Annotated in this window: 16 protein-coding genes; 7 read left to right on the top strand and 9 right to left on the bottom strand. The window is 72.6% G+C overall.

Annotation, left to right across the window (positions count from 1 at the left end; genetic code table 11):
* The first annotated feature begins 6 nt into the window (after positions 1-6).
* Genes OG707_RS08140 through OG707_RS08170 form a run of 7 tightly spaced genes read left to right on the top strand, consistent with a single transcriptional unit; the run spans position 7 to position 7,779 of the window.
* The gene (locus tag OG707_RS08140; RefSeq protein ID WP_329115893.1) at positions 7-1,092 is read left to right on the top strand and encodes an ADP-ribosylglycohydrolase family protein; all 1,086 of its coding nucleotides are present in this window, start codon (positions 7-9) and stop codon (positions 1,090-1,092) included.
* Positions 1,005-2,264, top strand: a complete 1,260-nt coding sequence (locus tag OG707_RS08145; RefSeq protein ID WP_443071476.1) for an ADP-ribosylglycohydrolase family protein — start codon at positions 1,005-1,007, stop codon at positions 2,262-2,264. Before OG707_RS08140 ends, OG707_RS08145 begins: the two co-directional genes overlap by 88 nt.
* Positions 2,261-3,418, top strand: a complete 1,158-nt coding sequence (locus tag OG707_RS08150) for an ADP-ribosylglycohydrolase family protein (RefSeq protein WP_329115897.1) — start codon at positions 2,261-2,263, stop codon at positions 3,416-3,418. The genes OG707_RS08145 and OG707_RS08150 overlap by 4 nt, the downstream gene beginning before the upstream one ends.
* Positions 3,415-4,833, top strand: a complete 1,419-nt coding sequence (locus OG707_RS08155) for an ADP-ribosylglycohydrolase family protein (RefSeq protein WP_329115898.1) — start codon at positions 3,415-3,417, stop codon at positions 4,831-4,833. Before OG707_RS08150 ends, OG707_RS08155 begins: the two co-directional genes overlap by 4 nt.
* Positions 4,830-5,732 (top strand): ribokinase, encoded by a 903-nt coding sequence (gene rbsK / locus OG707_RS08160; protein ID WP_329115900.1) that lies wholly within the window; start codon positions 4,830-4,832, stop codon positions 5,730-5,732. Before OG707_RS08155 ends, rbsK begins: the two co-directional genes overlap by 4 nt.
* Positions 5,732-6,949, top strand: a complete 1,218-nt coding sequence (locus tag OG707_RS08165; protein ID WP_329115902.1) for a CaiB/BaiF CoA transferase family protein — start codon at positions 5,732-5,734, stop codon at positions 6,947-6,949. Before rbsK ends, OG707_RS08165 begins: the two co-directional genes overlap by 1 nt.
* Positions 6,946-7,779 (top strand): HpcH/HpaI aldolase/citrate lyase family protein, encoded by an 834-nt coding sequence (locus OG707_RS08170; RefSeq protein ID WP_329115904.1) that lies wholly within the window; start codon positions 6,946-6,948, stop codon positions 7,777-7,779. Before OG707_RS08165 ends, OG707_RS08170 begins: the two co-directional genes overlap by 4 nt.
* 71 nt (positions 7,780-7,850) lie before the next feature.
* Here OG707_RS08170 and lgt read toward each other — a convergent pair whose 3' ends face one another.
* From lgt to OG707_RS08210, 9 genes are all read right to left on the bottom strand, one after another.
* On the bottom strand, positions 7,851-8,834 hold the full coding sequence (gene lgt, locus OG707_RS08175) for a prolipoprotein diacylglyceryl transferase (RefSeq protein ID WP_329115906.1): 984 nt from the start codon (positions 8,832-8,834) through the stop codon (positions 7,851-7,853).
* Between the two features lie 70 nt (positions 8,835-8,904).
* Positions 8,905-9,732 carry a DsbA family protein gene (locus tag OG707_RS08180; protein ID WP_329115908.1) on the bottom strand — a complete coding sequence of 276 codons (828 nt, stop codon included), beginning with the start codon at positions 9,730-9,732 and terminating at the stop codon, positions 8,905-8,907.
* A 75-nt stretch (positions 9,733-9,807) separates the two neighbouring features.
* Positions 9,808-10,620 carry a tryptophan synthase subunit alpha gene (trpA, locus tag OG707_RS08185; RefSeq protein WP_329115910.1) on the bottom strand — a complete coding sequence of 271 codons (813 nt, stop codon included), beginning with the start codon at positions 10,618-10,620 and terminating at the stop codon, positions 9,808-9,810.
* Positions 10,617-11,864 carry a tryptophan synthase subunit beta gene (trpB, locus tag OG707_RS08190; RefSeq protein WP_329115912.1) on the bottom strand — a complete coding sequence of 416 codons (1,248 nt, stop codon included), beginning with the start codon at positions 11,862-11,864 and terminating at the stop codon, positions 10,617-10,619. Before trpB ends, trpA begins: the two co-directional genes overlap by 4 nt.
* Before the next feature lie 152 nt (positions 11,865-12,016).
* Positions 12,017-12,163, bottom strand: a complete 147-nt coding sequence (gene trpM, locus OG707_RS42435; RefSeq protein ID WP_443071283.1) for a tryptophan biosynthesis modulator TrpM — start codon at positions 12,161-12,163, stop codon at positions 12,017-12,019.
* 9 nt (positions 12,164-12,172) lie between these two features.
* Complete coding sequence (trpC, locus tag OG707_RS08195; protein WP_329115917.1) at positions 12,173-12,982, bottom strand: indole-3-glycerol phosphate synthase TrpC; 810 nt, start codon at positions 12,980-12,982, stop codon at positions 12,173-12,175.
* A gap of 137 nt (positions 12,983-13,119) precedes the next feature.
* Positions 13,120-13,572 (bottom strand): DUF2752 domain-containing protein, encoded by a 453-nt coding sequence (locus OG707_RS08200; RefSeq protein ID WP_443071284.1) that lies wholly within the window; start codon positions 13,570-13,572, stop codon positions 13,120-13,122.
* A 74-nt stretch (positions 13,573-13,646) separates the two neighbouring features.
* Positions 13,647-13,895 (bottom strand): HGxxPAAW family protein, encoded by a 249-nt coding sequence (locus OG707_RS08205; protein ID WP_329115918.1) that lies wholly within the window; start codon positions 13,893-13,895, stop codon positions 13,647-13,649.
* A gap of 77 nt (positions 13,896-13,972) precedes the next feature.
* Entirely contained in the window at positions 13,973-14,632 is a 660-nt protein-coding gene (locus OG707_RS08210) for a TIGR02234 family membrane protein (protein ID WP_329127675.1), read from the bottom strand.
* Positions 14,633-14,858: the final 226 nt, after the last annotated feature.

Below are 14,858 nucleotides of genomic sequence, written 5' to 3' on the forward strand. Positions count from 1 at the left end.
AGCACCATGAGTGGCAGCCCCGACCCCTCCCCCGCAGAACCCGGGCAGACCGTGACCTGGCTCCGTCCCGAGCAGGCAGACGCCCCCCGCTCGCTGCGGGACCGCGCCTGCGGCGCACTCCTCGGACTCGCCGTCGGCGATGCCCTGGGCGCGCCCGCTGAGAACATGACCCCGTCTCAGATACGGGAACGCTGGGGGCGCATCGAGGACTTCGTCTCGGCGGAACCGGCAGGGACCGACGACACCGAGTACGCGATCTTCTCGGGGCTGCTGCTCGCGGAGCACGGCTCCCGGCTCACCGTCTCCCACGTGGAGAAGGCCTGGCACACCTGGATCGCCGACATCGACGAAGGCCCGTTCCGCGGCGCCGGGTTCAGTGAGCGCGGCACCCTGGAGAACCTCCGCCGGGGTCTCGCCGCCCCGATCTCCGCCCAGCACCGGCACGCCTGGAGCGACGGACTCGCCATGCGGGCCGCCCCGTTCGGCGTGTTCGCCACCGGTCGGCCCGCCGAGGCGGCCAGGCTGGTCGCCATCGACGGAACGGTGAGCCACGAGGGCGAGGGCATCTACGGCGGCCAGGCGGTCGCCGCCGGTGTCGCTGCCGCCATGGTCGGCGACAGCCCGGACGCCGTCGTGCAGGCCGCGCTCTCCGTGGTCCCCGAGGACTCCTGGACCGCGCGCTCCCTGCACCGCGCGGTGAGCGCCGCACGCCGCGCCTCCCAGAGCCCGGACGCATCGACCGCCTCCGTCGAGCAGGCCGTGCGCAAGGCCGTGGTGATCGGCGGCTACCCGTGGACCGACCTGGCCCCCGAGGCCGTCGGCCTGGCGTTCGGCGCCTTCGTCGCAGCGCGCGGCGACTTCAGGGCCTCGGTGCTGTCCGCCGTCAACATGGGCCGCGACGCCGACACCACAGCGGCCGTCGCAGGATCCCTGGCCGGTGCGCTCGGCGGCGCCTCGGGGATCCCGGCCCACTGGGCGCAGGCGATCGGTCCCGTACGCGGAAGCTGCCTGCCCTCCATGGCCGGACGCCGGATCCTCGACCTCGCCGACCGCCTCGTACCGCACCACGACCACAGCAAGGCCGCCTCGTGACGACACAGACCACCGACCCCGCTCCCGTCCGGGCCGGCTCCGACCCGCACCGCCGTATCGAAGGGCTGCTGCTCGGCATCGCCGCGGGCGACGCCGCGGGCTGGCCCGCGGGACGGCACCGTGCCGCGCTGCTGCCCGACTGGACGCGCCGGCTCACCCGTGAGCTCGACACCTTCGCCGAGCAGAACGCGACCACCACGCTCCCGGTGCCGATCGCGCTGAACCAGCCGCCGGCCCCGCTGCAGCTCGGCCCCTCCGACGACGCCGAGTGGGCGACGTTCACGGCGCAGGCGATCCTGTCCGCCGCGAGCTCCGGCGACAGCGATCTGCCGCCCCATCAGCGGGTGCGCGCCGCGCTGTCGATGGCGTGGCTCGGTCTTGCCGACGACGTGGCCGCCGCGTCCGAGCAGGCCGACGAGATCGAGGCGGCGCTGATGCCGCTGCGTGCCCGTATCTCCGTACGCGCCGGACTGGGCAACCTGGCCGCGGGCATGCGTCCGCCGGCCACCGGCCACGACAACCCGCACCACTTCGACGACGCCGCGTGCGTACGCGCAACCCTGCTCGCCGTGGTCCACCCCGGTGACCCGGCCGCGGCCGCCGACCTCGCCGAGTTCGACGCGCGCTACACCCAGGACGGCGACGGGGTGCACGGCGCCCGCGCCATGGCCGCCGCCGTCGCCGCCGCGCTCGGCGGCGCGTCCGTCGAGACGTGCGTGGAGGAGGCGCTCGCGCAGCTCCCCGAGGGCAGTGAGATCCGCCGGAACGCCCTGCATGCCGTGGAGTTGGCGCGTACGGCGGGCGGCGCCTTCGCGCTCGTGCCCGTCCTGGAGCACGAGATCGTCGACCACGTCTACAGCTACGGGATCGCGGCCGCCGAGACGGTACCGGTCGCCCTCGCCATGGCGCTCGCCTCCGGCGGGGCACTCGCCGAGGCCGTCCCCTCCGCCGCCTGCCTGGCCCGCGTCGCCGACTCCGCCCCGGCCCTGGCCGGCGCGCTGACCGGCGCGATAGGCGGCGGTGACGCACTGCCCGCCTCCTGGCGCGACAGCTGCCGCACCCTCGTCGGCTGCGCGCTGCCGCAGCTCGCCGGCACCGACCTCGTCGAGGTCGCCGCCCGGCTCACCGACCACTCCCCCCTGACCGTTTCCCCGGAAGGAACCCGCTCATGACCGCCCCCACCCCGACCCTCGAGGACCGCACCAACGGCGCACTGATCGGTGCGGCCGTCGGAGACGCCCTCGGCGGACCGGTCGAAGGATGGACCCCCGAGGCGATCAGCGAGCGGCACGGCGGACGTGTCCAGGGCATCGTGGAGCCGTTCTACAAGGACGAGTGGCGCACGGCGCGCCCGATCGCCCCGTACCACAAGGGTGATGGACACGTCACGGACGACACCCTCATGACGCACGCGCTGATCCGCGTCTACGACAAGGTCCGCGACCACCTGGACGCTTACTCGGTCGCCGACCACCTGGTGCCCGACCTGATGAGTGTCCCGCGCTGGATCCCGGAGCTGGAGGCGGAGGCGCTGCCGTTGCAGCGGATCTTCCTGGCCGAGAAGTGGATCGTCGCCCGGCTGCACTACGGGCACATCGACCCGCGCGAGGCCGGTGTCGGCAACATCGTCAACTGCGGTGCGGCCATGTACATGGCGCCGGTCGGCCTGGTCAACGCGGGCAGCCCGGCGAACGCGTACGCCGAGGCGCTCGACATCGCCGGTGCGCACCAGTCGAGTTACGGCCGGGAGGCGGCCGCCGTCTTCGCCGCCGCCGTCGCCTCCGCCTGCAAGCCGGGCGCAACCCCCGAGTCGGTCGTCGACGACGTGCTGCTCCTGGCGAAGGACGGCACGCGATCCGCGATCGAGGCGGTCTGCGAGGTCGCCGTACGCCACGACGGCTACGAGTCCGCGCTCAAGCCCCTGCGCGAGGCCGTCGCCCCCTTCGACACGGTCGGCCCCGAGTACCGCAAGCCGTCGCTCGGCGCCCGCCGCCCCTCGCGCCTGCACGCCATCGAGGAACTCCCGGTCGCACTGGGCATGCTGCTCGCCGGCCGTGGCGACTTCCGCGAGAGCGTCCTCGGCTCGGTCAACTACGGCCGTGACTGCGACTCCATCGCGACGATGAGCGCCGCGATCATCGGTGCGCTGTACGGCGAGAGCGCGGTCCCCGGCGAGTGGGCGCAGACCGTGGCCACCGCCAGCCGCCTCGACCTGCACGCCCCGGCCGCGGCCCTGTCCGCCGTCACCCGTGAGGTGTTCGCCCGCGACCTGGAGCGCCGCCGCGAGCACGAGGCGCTGTTCGGCGCGATCGCGGGTGCCCGGTGACCCCGCGCGCCCTGCGCCTGACCTGGGTGCAGCCCGAGGACCTGGTCGGTCACGAACTGCGCCAGGCCACCCAGGACTGCCGGCCCACCGAGGCGGTGACCGGCCGCTGGACGGCGGCGGGCGGCCATCTGGCCCCCGAGCGCGCGGGCGCCTCGGCCGGTCCCACGCCGCCCGGTCTGCGCCGTCTCGCCGAGGAGATCCTGGACGAACTGGCCGCCGTCACCTCGCCGTTGGAGCCGGACGAGCCGACGGACCTGGACGCGATCCGGGCCGCGTGCCCGGCCTGGCCCGCCCCGTCGGAGACCGTCCCCGACCGGGACGCGATGCGTGCCGGCCTGGAGGCCTCCTGGCTGGGCCGCGCCGCGGGCTGCGTCCTGGGCAAGCCGGTGGAGAAACTGACGCTGTCCGGCATCCGGGCGATCGCCCGGTCCACCGGCAACTGGCCGCTCGACACCTGGTTCACCGAGGTCGGTCTCGACCCTGAGGTGGCCGCCGCGCACCCGTGGAACCGGCGTTCGCGCCCGACCTCGCTGGCCGAGAACATCGACGGCGCCCCCGAAGACGACGACCTCAACTACCCGCTGCTGGGGCTGCTGTTGCTCGACCGGTACGGTCACGGCTTCACGACCGCCGACGTCGCGCAGCTCTGGCTGGACGAGCTCCCCGCGGGCCGGACCTTCACCGCCGAGCGGGTCGCGTACCGCAATCTGCTCGACGGGATCGAGCCGCCGGACACCGCCTCGTACCGCAACCCCTTCCGTGAGTGGATCGGCGCGCAGATCCGCGCCGACATCTTCGGCTGGACGCACCCGGGCGATCCGGCTGCGGCGGCCGAAGCGGCCTGGCGGGACGCGGTGCTGACGCACACGGCGAACGGGGTGTACGGCGAGATGTTCGCGGCGGCGGTGATCGCCGCAGCGGCCACCGGCACCGAGGACGTCCACGCCTGTCTGCGCGCCGGGCTGTCCGTCGTCCCGCCGCGCTCGCGGTTCGCCGCAGCGGTGCGCTTCGGGATCGAGCGGGCCGCGGCCGAACCCCTCGGCACGGCCGCCGGTTTCGAGACGGTCGTGGACGAACTCCACACCGCGTACGGCGACCACCACTGGGTGCACGTCCTGCCCAACGCGGCCCTGCTTGCCGCGGCCCTCACCCACGCCGACGGCGACTTCACCGGCTCCATCTGCCGTGCGGTGTCCGGAGGTTGGGACACCGACTCCAACGGCGCGACCGCCGGCAGCATCGCCGGTCTGCTGGCCGGTTCGCCGCAGGCCGTACCCGCACGCTGGACCGCGCCGTTGAAGAACCGGCTGGCCACCACGGTCGGCGGCATGGACGGCATCGGCTTCGACGCACTCGCAGCGCTGACCCTGGGCCATGTGCAGGACCGCGTACGAGAAGAGGAGCGCCCGGCATGACCCCCGCACTGACCGTCCTGGGCTCCACCAACATGGACCTGGTCGCGTACGTGGCGGCCGCGCCCCGGCGCGGCGAGACCGTCGCGGGCCGGGAGTTCCGTACGGTGCCCGGCGGCAAGGGCGCCAACCAGGCCGTCGCCGCGGCCCGTGCGGGCGGCGCGGTCACCATGATCGGGGCCGTCGGCGAGGACGACTTCGGTCTGCGGCTGCGGTTCGCGCTGAGGGAGTCCGGCGTGCAGACGTCGGGGCTGCGAACCGTCGCGGGCCCCAGCGGAACCGCGCACATCGTGGTGGACGACGACGGCGGCAACGCGATCGTCGTCGTCCCCGGCGCCAACGCGGCACTCACCGCACTCACCGCCGAGGACGAGGCCCGCATCGCGGCGTCCGGCGCACTCCTCCTCCAGCTGGAGGTGCCCATGGAGGGCGTGATCGCGGGAGCCCGTGCGGCCCGCGCCCACGGCGTCACGACCGTCCTCACGCCCGCGCCCGCACGCCCCCTGCCTCCCGAACTCCTCGCGCTCACCGACCTGTTGGTGCCCAACGAGCACGAGGCGGAGACCCTGACCGGCCACAGCGACCCCCACCGGGCGGCCGCCGCACTCCTCGATCAGGTCCCCGCGGTGGTCATCACGCTCGGCGCCTCGGGCAGCCTGTACGCGGCGCGCTCCACCGAACCCTTCGTCGTTCCCGCCCTGCGCGTCGCCGCGGTGGACACGACCGCGGCCGGCGACACGTTCGTCGGCGCGCTGGCCGTGGCCGCCGGCGAGGGCCGCCCGATGCACGAGGCGATGGCCTGGGCGTCGGCCGCCTCGGCCCTGAGCGTGCAGCGTCCCGGCGCGAGCGCCTCCATGCCGACCCGAGCCGAGATCGACGAGCTGTACGCGAGGAACAACTGATGAACAACGCACCGCATACCGCCCCCGCGCCGGGCCCCCTGGAGGGCCTGCGCGTACTGGACCTGGCCACGCTCTTCGCGGGCCCGCTCGCCGCCACGATGCTGGGCGACTTCGGCGCCGAGGTCATCAAGGTCGAGCACCCGCGCAAGCCGGACCCCTCGCGCGGCCACGGTCCCAGCAAGGACGGCGTGGGCCTCTGGTGGAAGCTCCTCGGCCGCAACAAGCGCAACATCACCCTCGACCTGTCCTCCGCGGGCGGGCGCGAGGTGCTGCTGAAGCTGGCCGCCGAGGCCGACGTGATCATCGAGAACTTCCGCCCCGGCACCCTGGAGAAGTGGGACCTGGGCTGGGACCGGCTCTCCGAGGCGAACCCGCGCCTGGTGCTGGCCCGGGTGACGGGCTTCGGCCAGTTCGGTCCGTACTCCCGGCGCCCCGGATTCGGCACGCTGGCCGAGGCGATGAGCGGCTTCGCGGCGATGACGGGTGAGCCGGACGGCCCGCCGACGCTCCCGCCGTTCGGCCTCGCGGACTCGATCGCGGCGCTCTCCACCGCGTACGCGGTCATGGCCGCGCTCCAGGGCCGGGACAAGACCGGGCGGGGGCAGATCGTCGACATGGCGATCATCGAGCCGATGCTCGCGGTGCTCGGCCCGCAGCCCATCTGGTACGACCAGCTCGGCTACGTCCAGCCGCGTACCGGCAACCGCTCCAACAACAACGCGCCGCGCAACACCTACCGCACCCGCGACGGCAAGTGGGTCGCCGTGTCGACGTCAGCGCAGTCCATCGCCGAGCGCGTCATGCACTTGGTCGGACGGCCGGAGTTCGTCGACGAGCCGTGGTTCGCCACGGGCGCGCAGCGCGCGCAGCACGCGGACGAGCTCGACGAGGCGGTGTCGTCCTGGATCGCCCGGCACGACCGCGCGGAGGTGGTCGCCGCCTTCGAGAAGGCGGAGGCGGCCATCGCCCCGGTCTACGAGATCGGGGACGTCATGGAGGACGAGCAGTACCGAGCCCTCGGCACGATCACCGAGGTCCCGGACGAGGAACTTGGCACGATCCGTATGCAGAACGTCCTCTTCCGCCTCTCGGAGACCCCGGGCGCCATCAAGTGGGCGGGCCGCCCGCACGGCGCGGACACCGACGACGTCCTGGCCGGTCTGGGCCTGGAGGCCGCGGAGATCGCCGCCCTGCGCGAGGCGGGGGCGGTCCGATGAGCACCGTCCTCACCTGGCTGTACGTACCCGGCGACCGGCCCGAGGTGGTCGCCAAGGCGCTGCACAGCGGCGCGGACGTCGTGCTGGTGGACCTGGAGGACGCGGTCGCCCCTGATCGCAAGGCCTACGCCCTGGACGCGACGGCCGAGCTCCTCGCCTCCGGCGCACCGGGCCCGTCCCCGGTCCACGTCCGGATCAACGCGCTGAACGGCCCCCTGGCCGAGCACGAGGTCCGCACCCTCGCGCCCCTCCCCGGCCTGGCGGGGCTGCGGCTGCCCAAGACGGACAGCGCGGACCAGGTGCGCGCGGTGGCCGCCTGGGCGGCGGACGCCCCGGCGGAGCTCCCGCTGTTCCCCCTGCTGGAGTCGGCCCTGGGCATCGAGTACGCGTACGAGATCGCCACGGCGACGCAGTCGGTACGCGGCCTGGCGCTGGGCGAGGCCGACCTCCGCGCCGACCTGGGGATCGCGGACGAGACCGGCCTGGCGTGGCCGCGCAGCCGCGTCGTGGTGGCGGCCCGCGCGGCGGGCCTGGTCCCGCCGGCCCAGTCGGTGTATCCGAACGTGCGCGACCTGGAGGGCCTGGCCGCGAGCTGCGCCCGGGGCCGGGCGCTCGGCTTCCTGGGCCGGACCGCGATCCACCCCCGCCAACTGCCGGTGATCGAGCGGGCGTTCCTGCCGACGGCACAGGACCTGGAGGCGGCGGAGGAGATCGTGAAGGCGGCCGCCACCGACAGCGGTGCGCTCGCGCTCCCCGACGGCCGGTTCGTGGACGCGGCCGTGGTCGAGGGCGCGCAGCGCACGCTCGCCCTGGCGGCACGCCTGCGCTGACGCACGCACCGATACGGAGAGGGCCCCGGACCAGTAGTGGTCCGGGGCCCTCTCCGTGTGTACGGGTGCGGTCAGCTCTTCTTGGCGGCCGCTTCTTCGTCGGCGGGCTCGGTCTCCGACGTGGCCTCGGCCTCGTCGTCGGTCTTCGCCTCGGCCTCGTCCTTCTTGGCCAGGTCGACAGCCTCGGAGTCGGAGTCGGACTCCGCGTCGGATGCGCCGTCCTCCGCGCCCTCGGCCGCAGCCGCGTCCGGCTCCACGATCTCCTCGCGACCCGGCCGCACCTTCGCCGAGACGACGAAGTACGTCATCGCGAGCAGGAACATGATGAGCGCGGTCCAGTCGTTGAGCCGCAGACCCAGGATGTGGTGCGCGTCGTCGACCCGCATGTACTCGATCCAGAAGCGGCCCACGCAGTACGCGGCGACGTACAGCGCGAAGACGCGCCCGTGCCCGAGCCGGAAGCGCCGGTCGGCCCAGACAATGAGCGCGGCGACGCCGAGGCACCAGAGCGACTCGTACAGGAAGGTCGGGTGGTACGTGCCGGCCACCCGGTCGGTGCCCTCGCTGATCTTCAGCGCCCACGGCAGGTCGGTCGGCTTGCCGTACAGCTCCTGGTTGAACCAGTTGCCCCAGCGGCCGATGGCCTGCGCGATGACCAGGCCGGGGGCCATGGCGTCGGCCCAGGCCGGGAGCGGGATTCCGCGTCGGCGGCAGCCGATCCAGGCGCCGACCGCGCCGAGCGCGACCGCGCCCCAGATCCCGAGGCCGCCTTCCCAGATCTTGAAGGCGTCGACCCAGTCCCGGCCGTCGCTGAAGTACAGCTCGTAATCGGTGATGACGTGGTAGAGCCGCCCGCCCACCAGGCCGAAGGGCACCGCCCAGACGGCGATGTCGGCCACGGTGCCGGCTTTGCCGCCCCGGGCGATCCAGCGCTTGTTGCCGTACCAGACGGCGACGAAGACACCGATGATGATGCAGAACGCATAGCCGCGCAGCGGGATCGGTCCAAGATGGATCACGCCGGTCGACGGGCTCGGGATATAGGCAAGATTCATGGCAGAGCCGACGCTACCCTGCCGGGCGGGAGTGCGGACAACCCGCCCGGCAACGGCTGGGTAACGGAGATCAGCCCGTGGAGCTCGGGCTCGGCGAGACCGTTCCGGCCTTCTTGCCCTTGTTCGCCTCAGCCACCCACTTCTTCAGGTTGGCCGGCGTGATGGTCTCGTCGCCCTTCTTCGGGAAGACCGCGTCACCGTTGAGCAGCACGGTCGGTGTCCCGGTGTAACCGCTGTTCTGGAAGGCCGTGTTGGACTTCTTGACCCAGCTGTCGTGTGTCCCGTCGTTCACACAGGACTTGAACGAGGCGGTGTCGAGCCCGTCGACCTTGCCCGCCAGCTCGATCAGCTTGCTGTTGCTGGAGAAGGCGTCGTCCGTCTCCTCGGGCTGGTTCTCATAGAGGACGTCGTGGTACGCGGGGAACTTCCCGGCGGTCTGCGCGCAGGCGGCCGCGTTGGCGGCGCGCAGCGAACCGCTGCCGCCCATGTTGCCGTCGATGAGTGTGGCGAGGTGGTACTCGACCTTGATCTGGCCCGAGTTCTCCAGCTCGTGGATGGTGTCCCGGTAGGTGTTCTCGAACTGGCCGCAGGCCGGGCAGCGGAAGTCCTCCCACACGGTGAGCGTGGACGGTGCGTCGCTCGCGCCCACCGGGATGGCGAGGTTGTCCTTGCCGTTCGCCCCCTTGGGCGCGACGACGGGTCCGCTCGCGGTGGAGCTGTCGTCGTTGCCGGAGTTGGCGACCACCACCCCGATCACGGCAGCGATCGCCAGGACGGCGACCACCGCGCCCCCGACGATCAGCGCGCGCTTGCGCTTCTCGGCCGCCTGCTGCTTCTCGCGGTCGATCTTGAGCTGCTCTCGGGCAGCCCGCTTTCCATCTCGGTTCTTCTCGCTCACACCCGCAGCAACGAACCGGGGAGGCACGAGCGTGCCTCCCCGGTCCCACTTCCACCCGTACGGGCTACACGGACGTCAGGCCCGTCGTACGCCCTGTGCGAGCTCTGCGGCCAGTTCCCGTACGGCTTCCAGGCCCGCGGCGTCGTCCTTCGCGTCCAGCATCTGCTTGACGAAGGCCGAGCCGACGATGACGCCGTCGGCGAAGGAGGCGACCTCCTTGGCCTGGACGGCGTTGGAGACGCCGAGCCCGACGCAGACGGGCAGTTCGGTCGTGGCCCGGGTCCTGCGGACCAGGTCGGCGGCCTCCTCGCCGACCGAGGCGCGGGTGCCGGTGACACCCATCAGCGATGCGGCGTACACAAAGCCGGAGCCGGCGGCGGTGATCTCCGCGAGGCGTGCGTCCTTGCTGCTGGGCGCGACGACGAAGACGGTCGCGAGCCCGTGCTTGGCCGCGTGCTCCCTCCACACCCCCGCTTCCTGGACGGGGAGGTCGGGCAGGATGCACCCGGCGCCGCCCGCCTCGGCGAGCTCGGCGGTGAAGCGGGCGATGCCGTAGCGGTCGATCGGGTTCCAGTACGTCATGACCAGGATCGGCGCGCCCGTGGCCTCGTACGCCTCGCGCACGGTCCGCATCACGTCGGCGATCTTCACGCCGCCCTTGAGCGCGATGTCGTCGGCGGTCTGGATGACCGGGCCGTCGAGCACCGGGTCGCTGTGCGGCAGCCCGACCTCGACGACGTCGGCGCCGCCCGCGATGACGGACTTCACGGCTGCGATCCCGCCGTCGACGGTGGGGAATCCGGCCGGGAGGTACGCGATGAGCGCGGCCCGGTCCTCCGACTTCGCCTGGGCGAGAACCTGCCCCAACAGCTCTACGTTGCCGCTCACTTGGCCCCCTCCGAGTCTCCGTCGTACAGCCCGAAGTAACGGGCCGCGGTGTCCATGTCCTTGTCGCCGCGTCCGGACAGGTTGATCACGAGCAGCCCGTCCTTCCCCAGCTCCTTGCCGAGGTCCAGGGCGCCGGCGAGCGCGTGCGCGGACTCGATGGCCGGGATGATGCCCTCGGTCTGCGAGAGGAGCCGCAGCGCCTGCATGGCCTGGTCGTCGGTGACCGCGCGGTACTCGCCGCGGCCGATGTCCTTCAGATACGAGTGCTCCGGGCCGATGCCGGGGTAGTCGAGTCCGGCCGAGATCGAGTAGGGCTCGGTGATCTGGCCCTCCTCGTCCTGGAGGACGTACGACCGCGAGCCGTGCAGGATGCCGGGCTCGCCCGCGGACAGCGTGGCCGCGTGCTCCCCGGTCTCGATGCCGTGCCCGGCGGGCTCGAAGCCCACGAGCCGTACGGAGGCGTCCGGGATGAAGGCGTGGAAGAGCCCGATGGCGTTCGATCCGCCGCCGACGCAGGCGGCGACCGCGTCGGGCAGCCGTCCGGCGCGCTCCAGGATCTGGCGGCGCGCCTCGACGCCGATGACGCGGTGGAAGTCGCGGACCATGGCGGGGAAGGGGTGCGGGCCCGCGACGGTGCCGAAGAGGTAGTGCGTGCGGTCCACGTTGGCGACCCAGTCGCGGAACGCCTCGTTGATGGCGTCCTTGAGGGTCCGGGAGCCGGACTTCACGGAGACGACCTCGGCGCCGAGCATCCGCATCCGGGCGACGTTGAGCGCCTGGCGCTCGGTGTCGATCTCGCCCATGTAGATGGTGCATTCGAGGCCGAAGAGCGCGCAGGCGGTCGCGGTGGCGACGCCGTGCTGGCCGGCTCCGGTCTCGGCGATGACGCGGGTCTTGCCCATGCGCTTGGTGAGCAGGGCCTGCCCGAGCACGTTGTTGATCTTGTGCGAGCCGGTGTGGTTGAGGTCCTCGCGCTTGAGGAACACCCGTGCGCCACCGGCGTGTTCGGCGAAGCGCGGCACTTCGGTCAGGGCGCTGGGCCGGCCGGTGTAGTTGACCATCAGGTCGTTGAGCTCGGCGGCGAAGGCGGGGTCGGCCTTGGCCTTGTCGTACTCGACGGCGACCTCGTCGACCGCGGCGACGAGCGCCTCGGGGATGAACTTGCCGCCGAACTCGCCGAAGTAGCCCTCGGCGCTGGGGACCTGCCCCTCGGGGTCGGGAATGAAGAAGCTGGTGCTGGACATACGTGTGCTCCTCGCGGGGGAACCCCGGATCAGAACCGACAGATGAACACGTGATGCGCTTGATCGCGTGACGCGCCGGAAAGTGCCACGGGTGGCAAAAACTAGCCCGTCCGGCGATTGAGGACGAATACGGCCGAAGGCCGTGCCCCGTGTCAGCTAGCGCAGCGCCATCGCATGCCGTTGATCTGACCCGGCTCGGAGCCGATGTGGTACCTCACGCGCCGCCCCCGCACCCGCCGCGCGGGCGCGCGGCAGCCACGCGGCTTGCAGCCGCGGGCGAGTCGGGCGTGGGCGGTCATGGTGGTGGGTCAGCCCCGCCCGTGGCGCAGCGCCGGGTGGGCGCCCGCGGCGACCAGGTCGGCAACGGCGGCGCGCGGGTCGCGGCCGGTGACCAGGGCCTCGCCGACCAGGATGGCGTCGGCGCCGGCGTTGGCGTACGCGATCAGGTCGTGCGGACCGCGGACGCCGGACTCGGCGACCTTCACGATGTGGTCCGGGATCTCGGGCGCGACGCGCTCGAAGGTGCCCCGGTCGACCTTGAGGGTCTTGAGGTTCCGGGCGTTGACGCCGATGATCCGGGCGCCCGCGTCGACGGCGCGCTCGACCTCGTCCTCGTCGTGCACCTCGACGATCGGCGTGAGCCCGATGGAGTGCGCGCGCTCGATCAGCGAGACCAGCGCCTCCTGCTCCAGGGCGGCGACGATCAGCAGCGCGAGGTCGGCGCCGTAGGCCCGTGCCTCCCAGAGCTGGTACGCGGTGACGATGAAGTCCTTGCGCAGGACAGGCGTGTCGACCTTGGCCCGTACGGCTTCGAGGTCGGCCAGGGATCCGCCGAAGCGGCGCTCCTCGGTCAGTACGGAGATGACGGCCGCGCCGCCCGCCTCGTAGTCCGCGGCGAGCGCGGCGGGGTCGGCGATCGCGGCGAGCGCACCCTTGGAGGGGCTGGAGCGCTTGACCTCGCAGATGACCTTCACGCTGTCGCCGCGCAGGGCGGCGACTCCGTCGCGGGCCTGGGGCGCCTTCGCGGCGCGCTCCTTGAGCTCGTCGAGGCTGACGCGTGCCTGCCGCTCCGCGAGGTCGGCGCGTACGCCTTCGATGATCTCGTCGAGCACACTCACGCGAGCGGCCCCCTTCCGGGACGGTGTGGACGGGTGTCCAGCGATCTCTTCAGCCATGACGTTCAGCCATCCTGATGGTATCCGCAGATGGGCGAAGGGCCCGCATCCGGTTGACGCCGGTCCCACTACCTGGGCATTTAGGGAACGAGTGCCGAGCCGAACGGCAGATTCCGGACGACGGAGAAGATCAGTGCGATGCCTCCGATCGCCCACCACCAGCGGGCGGGGAGGGCGACGCGCATCGGCCTGTTCTGCAGGGCCCGGACGATCCAGACCACCATCACCACGGCGAAGACTCCGTAGCCGACGACGGCCAGCGCGTTGTCGCCGAGCGCCGTGACCAGATCACCGTGCGCGACCGCGTAGGCGCTGCGCAGACCGCCGCAGCCGGGGCAGTAGACCCCGGTGACCGCGTACAGCGGGCAGACCGGGTAGTGGCCGGGGTGGTTGGGGTTCACGGAGCCGACGTACGCGAAGGCCGCCGCGACTCCGGCGATGCTGCCCACCGGGGTGAGGAGCCTGCGCGTCAGGGACGCGGGGACGGGTGCCGGGGCGGGGACGAAGGCTGCGGGAGGCTCCACTGTTTCCACCTGGTGATTGTCTCCGTTGACGCGAAAAGGCGCAGCCCGGAGGGGGCTGCGCCTGATGACGTGTCCGCGGTGTTTCAGCGCGTCTGCATCTCGCCGGCGCGAATCCGGGCCTGCTGCATGGCCTCGGACTCCTTCGGCATGCCCATGCCCGCGGCCTTCATGCCGAGGCCGACGACTCCACCGAGGACGATGACGACCATGCCGGCCCAGAACCCGAGCGGGTTGGCCAGCACCATGAAGGCACCGGCGATGCAGAAGCCGATGAACGCGATGGTGACGCCGGTCCAGGCGGCCGGGTTGTGTCCGTGGCTGCTGCCCGCCATGAGTTGCTCCTCGTTGCTGTGTGTCGAAAGCTCGCCGCCCATTGTTCCGTACGGGAGCTCAGGGCGTGAGCTGGGGGTCACTCTTCGCGCGTCGGGTCCTCGCCCCGGTCGAGCGCCTTCCAGATCTCCTCGGGGCGCTCCGGGTCCGGTGCGGTGCGGGGCTTGCGCGCACGGGGGCTGCCGTCGCGTTCGTAGCGGCCGGACATCGTGGGCCAGAGCTTGCCGTAGCGCAGGGCCAGGAGGCCCGCGAGGAAGATCAGCAGGGCGCCGGCGGCGGTGACGTAGGGCCAGGCCGTGTGGGTGACGGCGTCGATCGTCGCGGCGGTGTCGCCCGCGGTCTTGGCGGCCTTCTCGTCGAGCGCGGAGTTGTCGGAGACGCCCAGGAGGGCGGCGGCCGCGGCTCCGGCGCCGCACAGGGCGAGGAGCGCGGAGACGAGGAGCCGGCCTGCCTTGCGTACGGCGAAGACCGCGACCAGGGCGGCCAGGCCGACTATGGCGAGGGCGGTGGGGACGCCGGTGACGTCTCCGCCGGAGGCGGTGAGCGGGATCGTTCCTCCGCCGACCGCGACGGTGCCCTTGGCCCAGGTCTGGCCCGAGGTCATCAGGACGACGGCAGCGCCGAGGGCGCCGAGCAGCAGGGCGATGCCGAGGCTGCGGCGGGCGCCGGATGCGGCGGCGGCTGCGGCCTCGGAGCCGGATTCGGTTCGGGGCTGGGGTACGGCGGTCACGTACTCCACTATCCCCTGCGCGGCGGGCAGGCCGACAGCGGGGCCCCGGGTCAACCCGCGTAGACCCCTGTCATGGCCATGCTCTGGTCAGCGATCCGCCATCGAATTCCCCGGAAAGCAAAGCGGAGGTAGAGGTTCCAAGGTTCGCCTTGTTGACGTGCTCGGGTCACACCTACGTTCTGCCTCGGCCCGTCGCCCACCAGGCGCAACAGGCTGCACAGCGCACCCGCACCCT

The sequence above is a fragment of the Streptomyces sp. NBC_01465 genome (assembly GCF_036227325.1).
Lineage (GTDB): Bacteria > Actinomycetota > Actinomycetes > Streptomycetales > Streptomycetaceae > Streptomyces.

Bases quoted from the DNA above. Each gene is read 5' to 3' on its own strand.
- OG707_RS08140 (WP_329115893.1), top strand. From the start codon at position 7: ATGAGTGGCAGCCCCGACCCCTCCCCCGCAGAACCCGGGCAGACCGTG.
- OG707_RS08150 (WP_329115897.1), top strand. From the start codon at position 2,261: ATGACCGCCCCCACCCCGACCCTCGAGGACCGCACCAACGGCGCACTG.
- rbsK (WP_329115900.1), top strand. From the start codon at position 4,830: ATGACCCCCGCACTGACCGTCCTGGGCTCCACCAACATGGACCTGGTC.
- OG707_RS08165 (WP_329115902.1), top strand. From the start codon at position 5,732: ATGAACAACGCACCGCATACCGCCCCCGCGCCGGGCCCCCTGGAGGGC.
- OG707_RS08170 (WP_329115904.1), top strand. From the start codon at position 6,946: ATGAGCACCGTCCTCACCTGGCTGTACGTACCCGGCGACCGGCCCGAG.
- lgt (WP_329115906.1), bottom strand. From the start codon at position 8,834: ATGAATCTTGCCTATATCCCGAGCCCGTCGACCGGCGTGATCCATCTT.
- trpB (WP_329115912.1), bottom strand. From the start codon at position 11,864: ATGTCCAGCACCAGCTTCTTCATTCCCGACCCCGAGGGGCAGGTCCCC.
- trpM (WP_443071283.1), bottom strand. From the start codon at position 12,163: ATGACCGCCCACGCCCGACTCGCCCGCGGCTGCAAGCCGCGTGGCTGC.
- OG707_RS08205 (WP_329115918.1), bottom strand. From the start codon at position 13,895: ATGGCGGGCAGCAGCCACGGACACAACCCGGCCGCCTGGACCGGCGTC.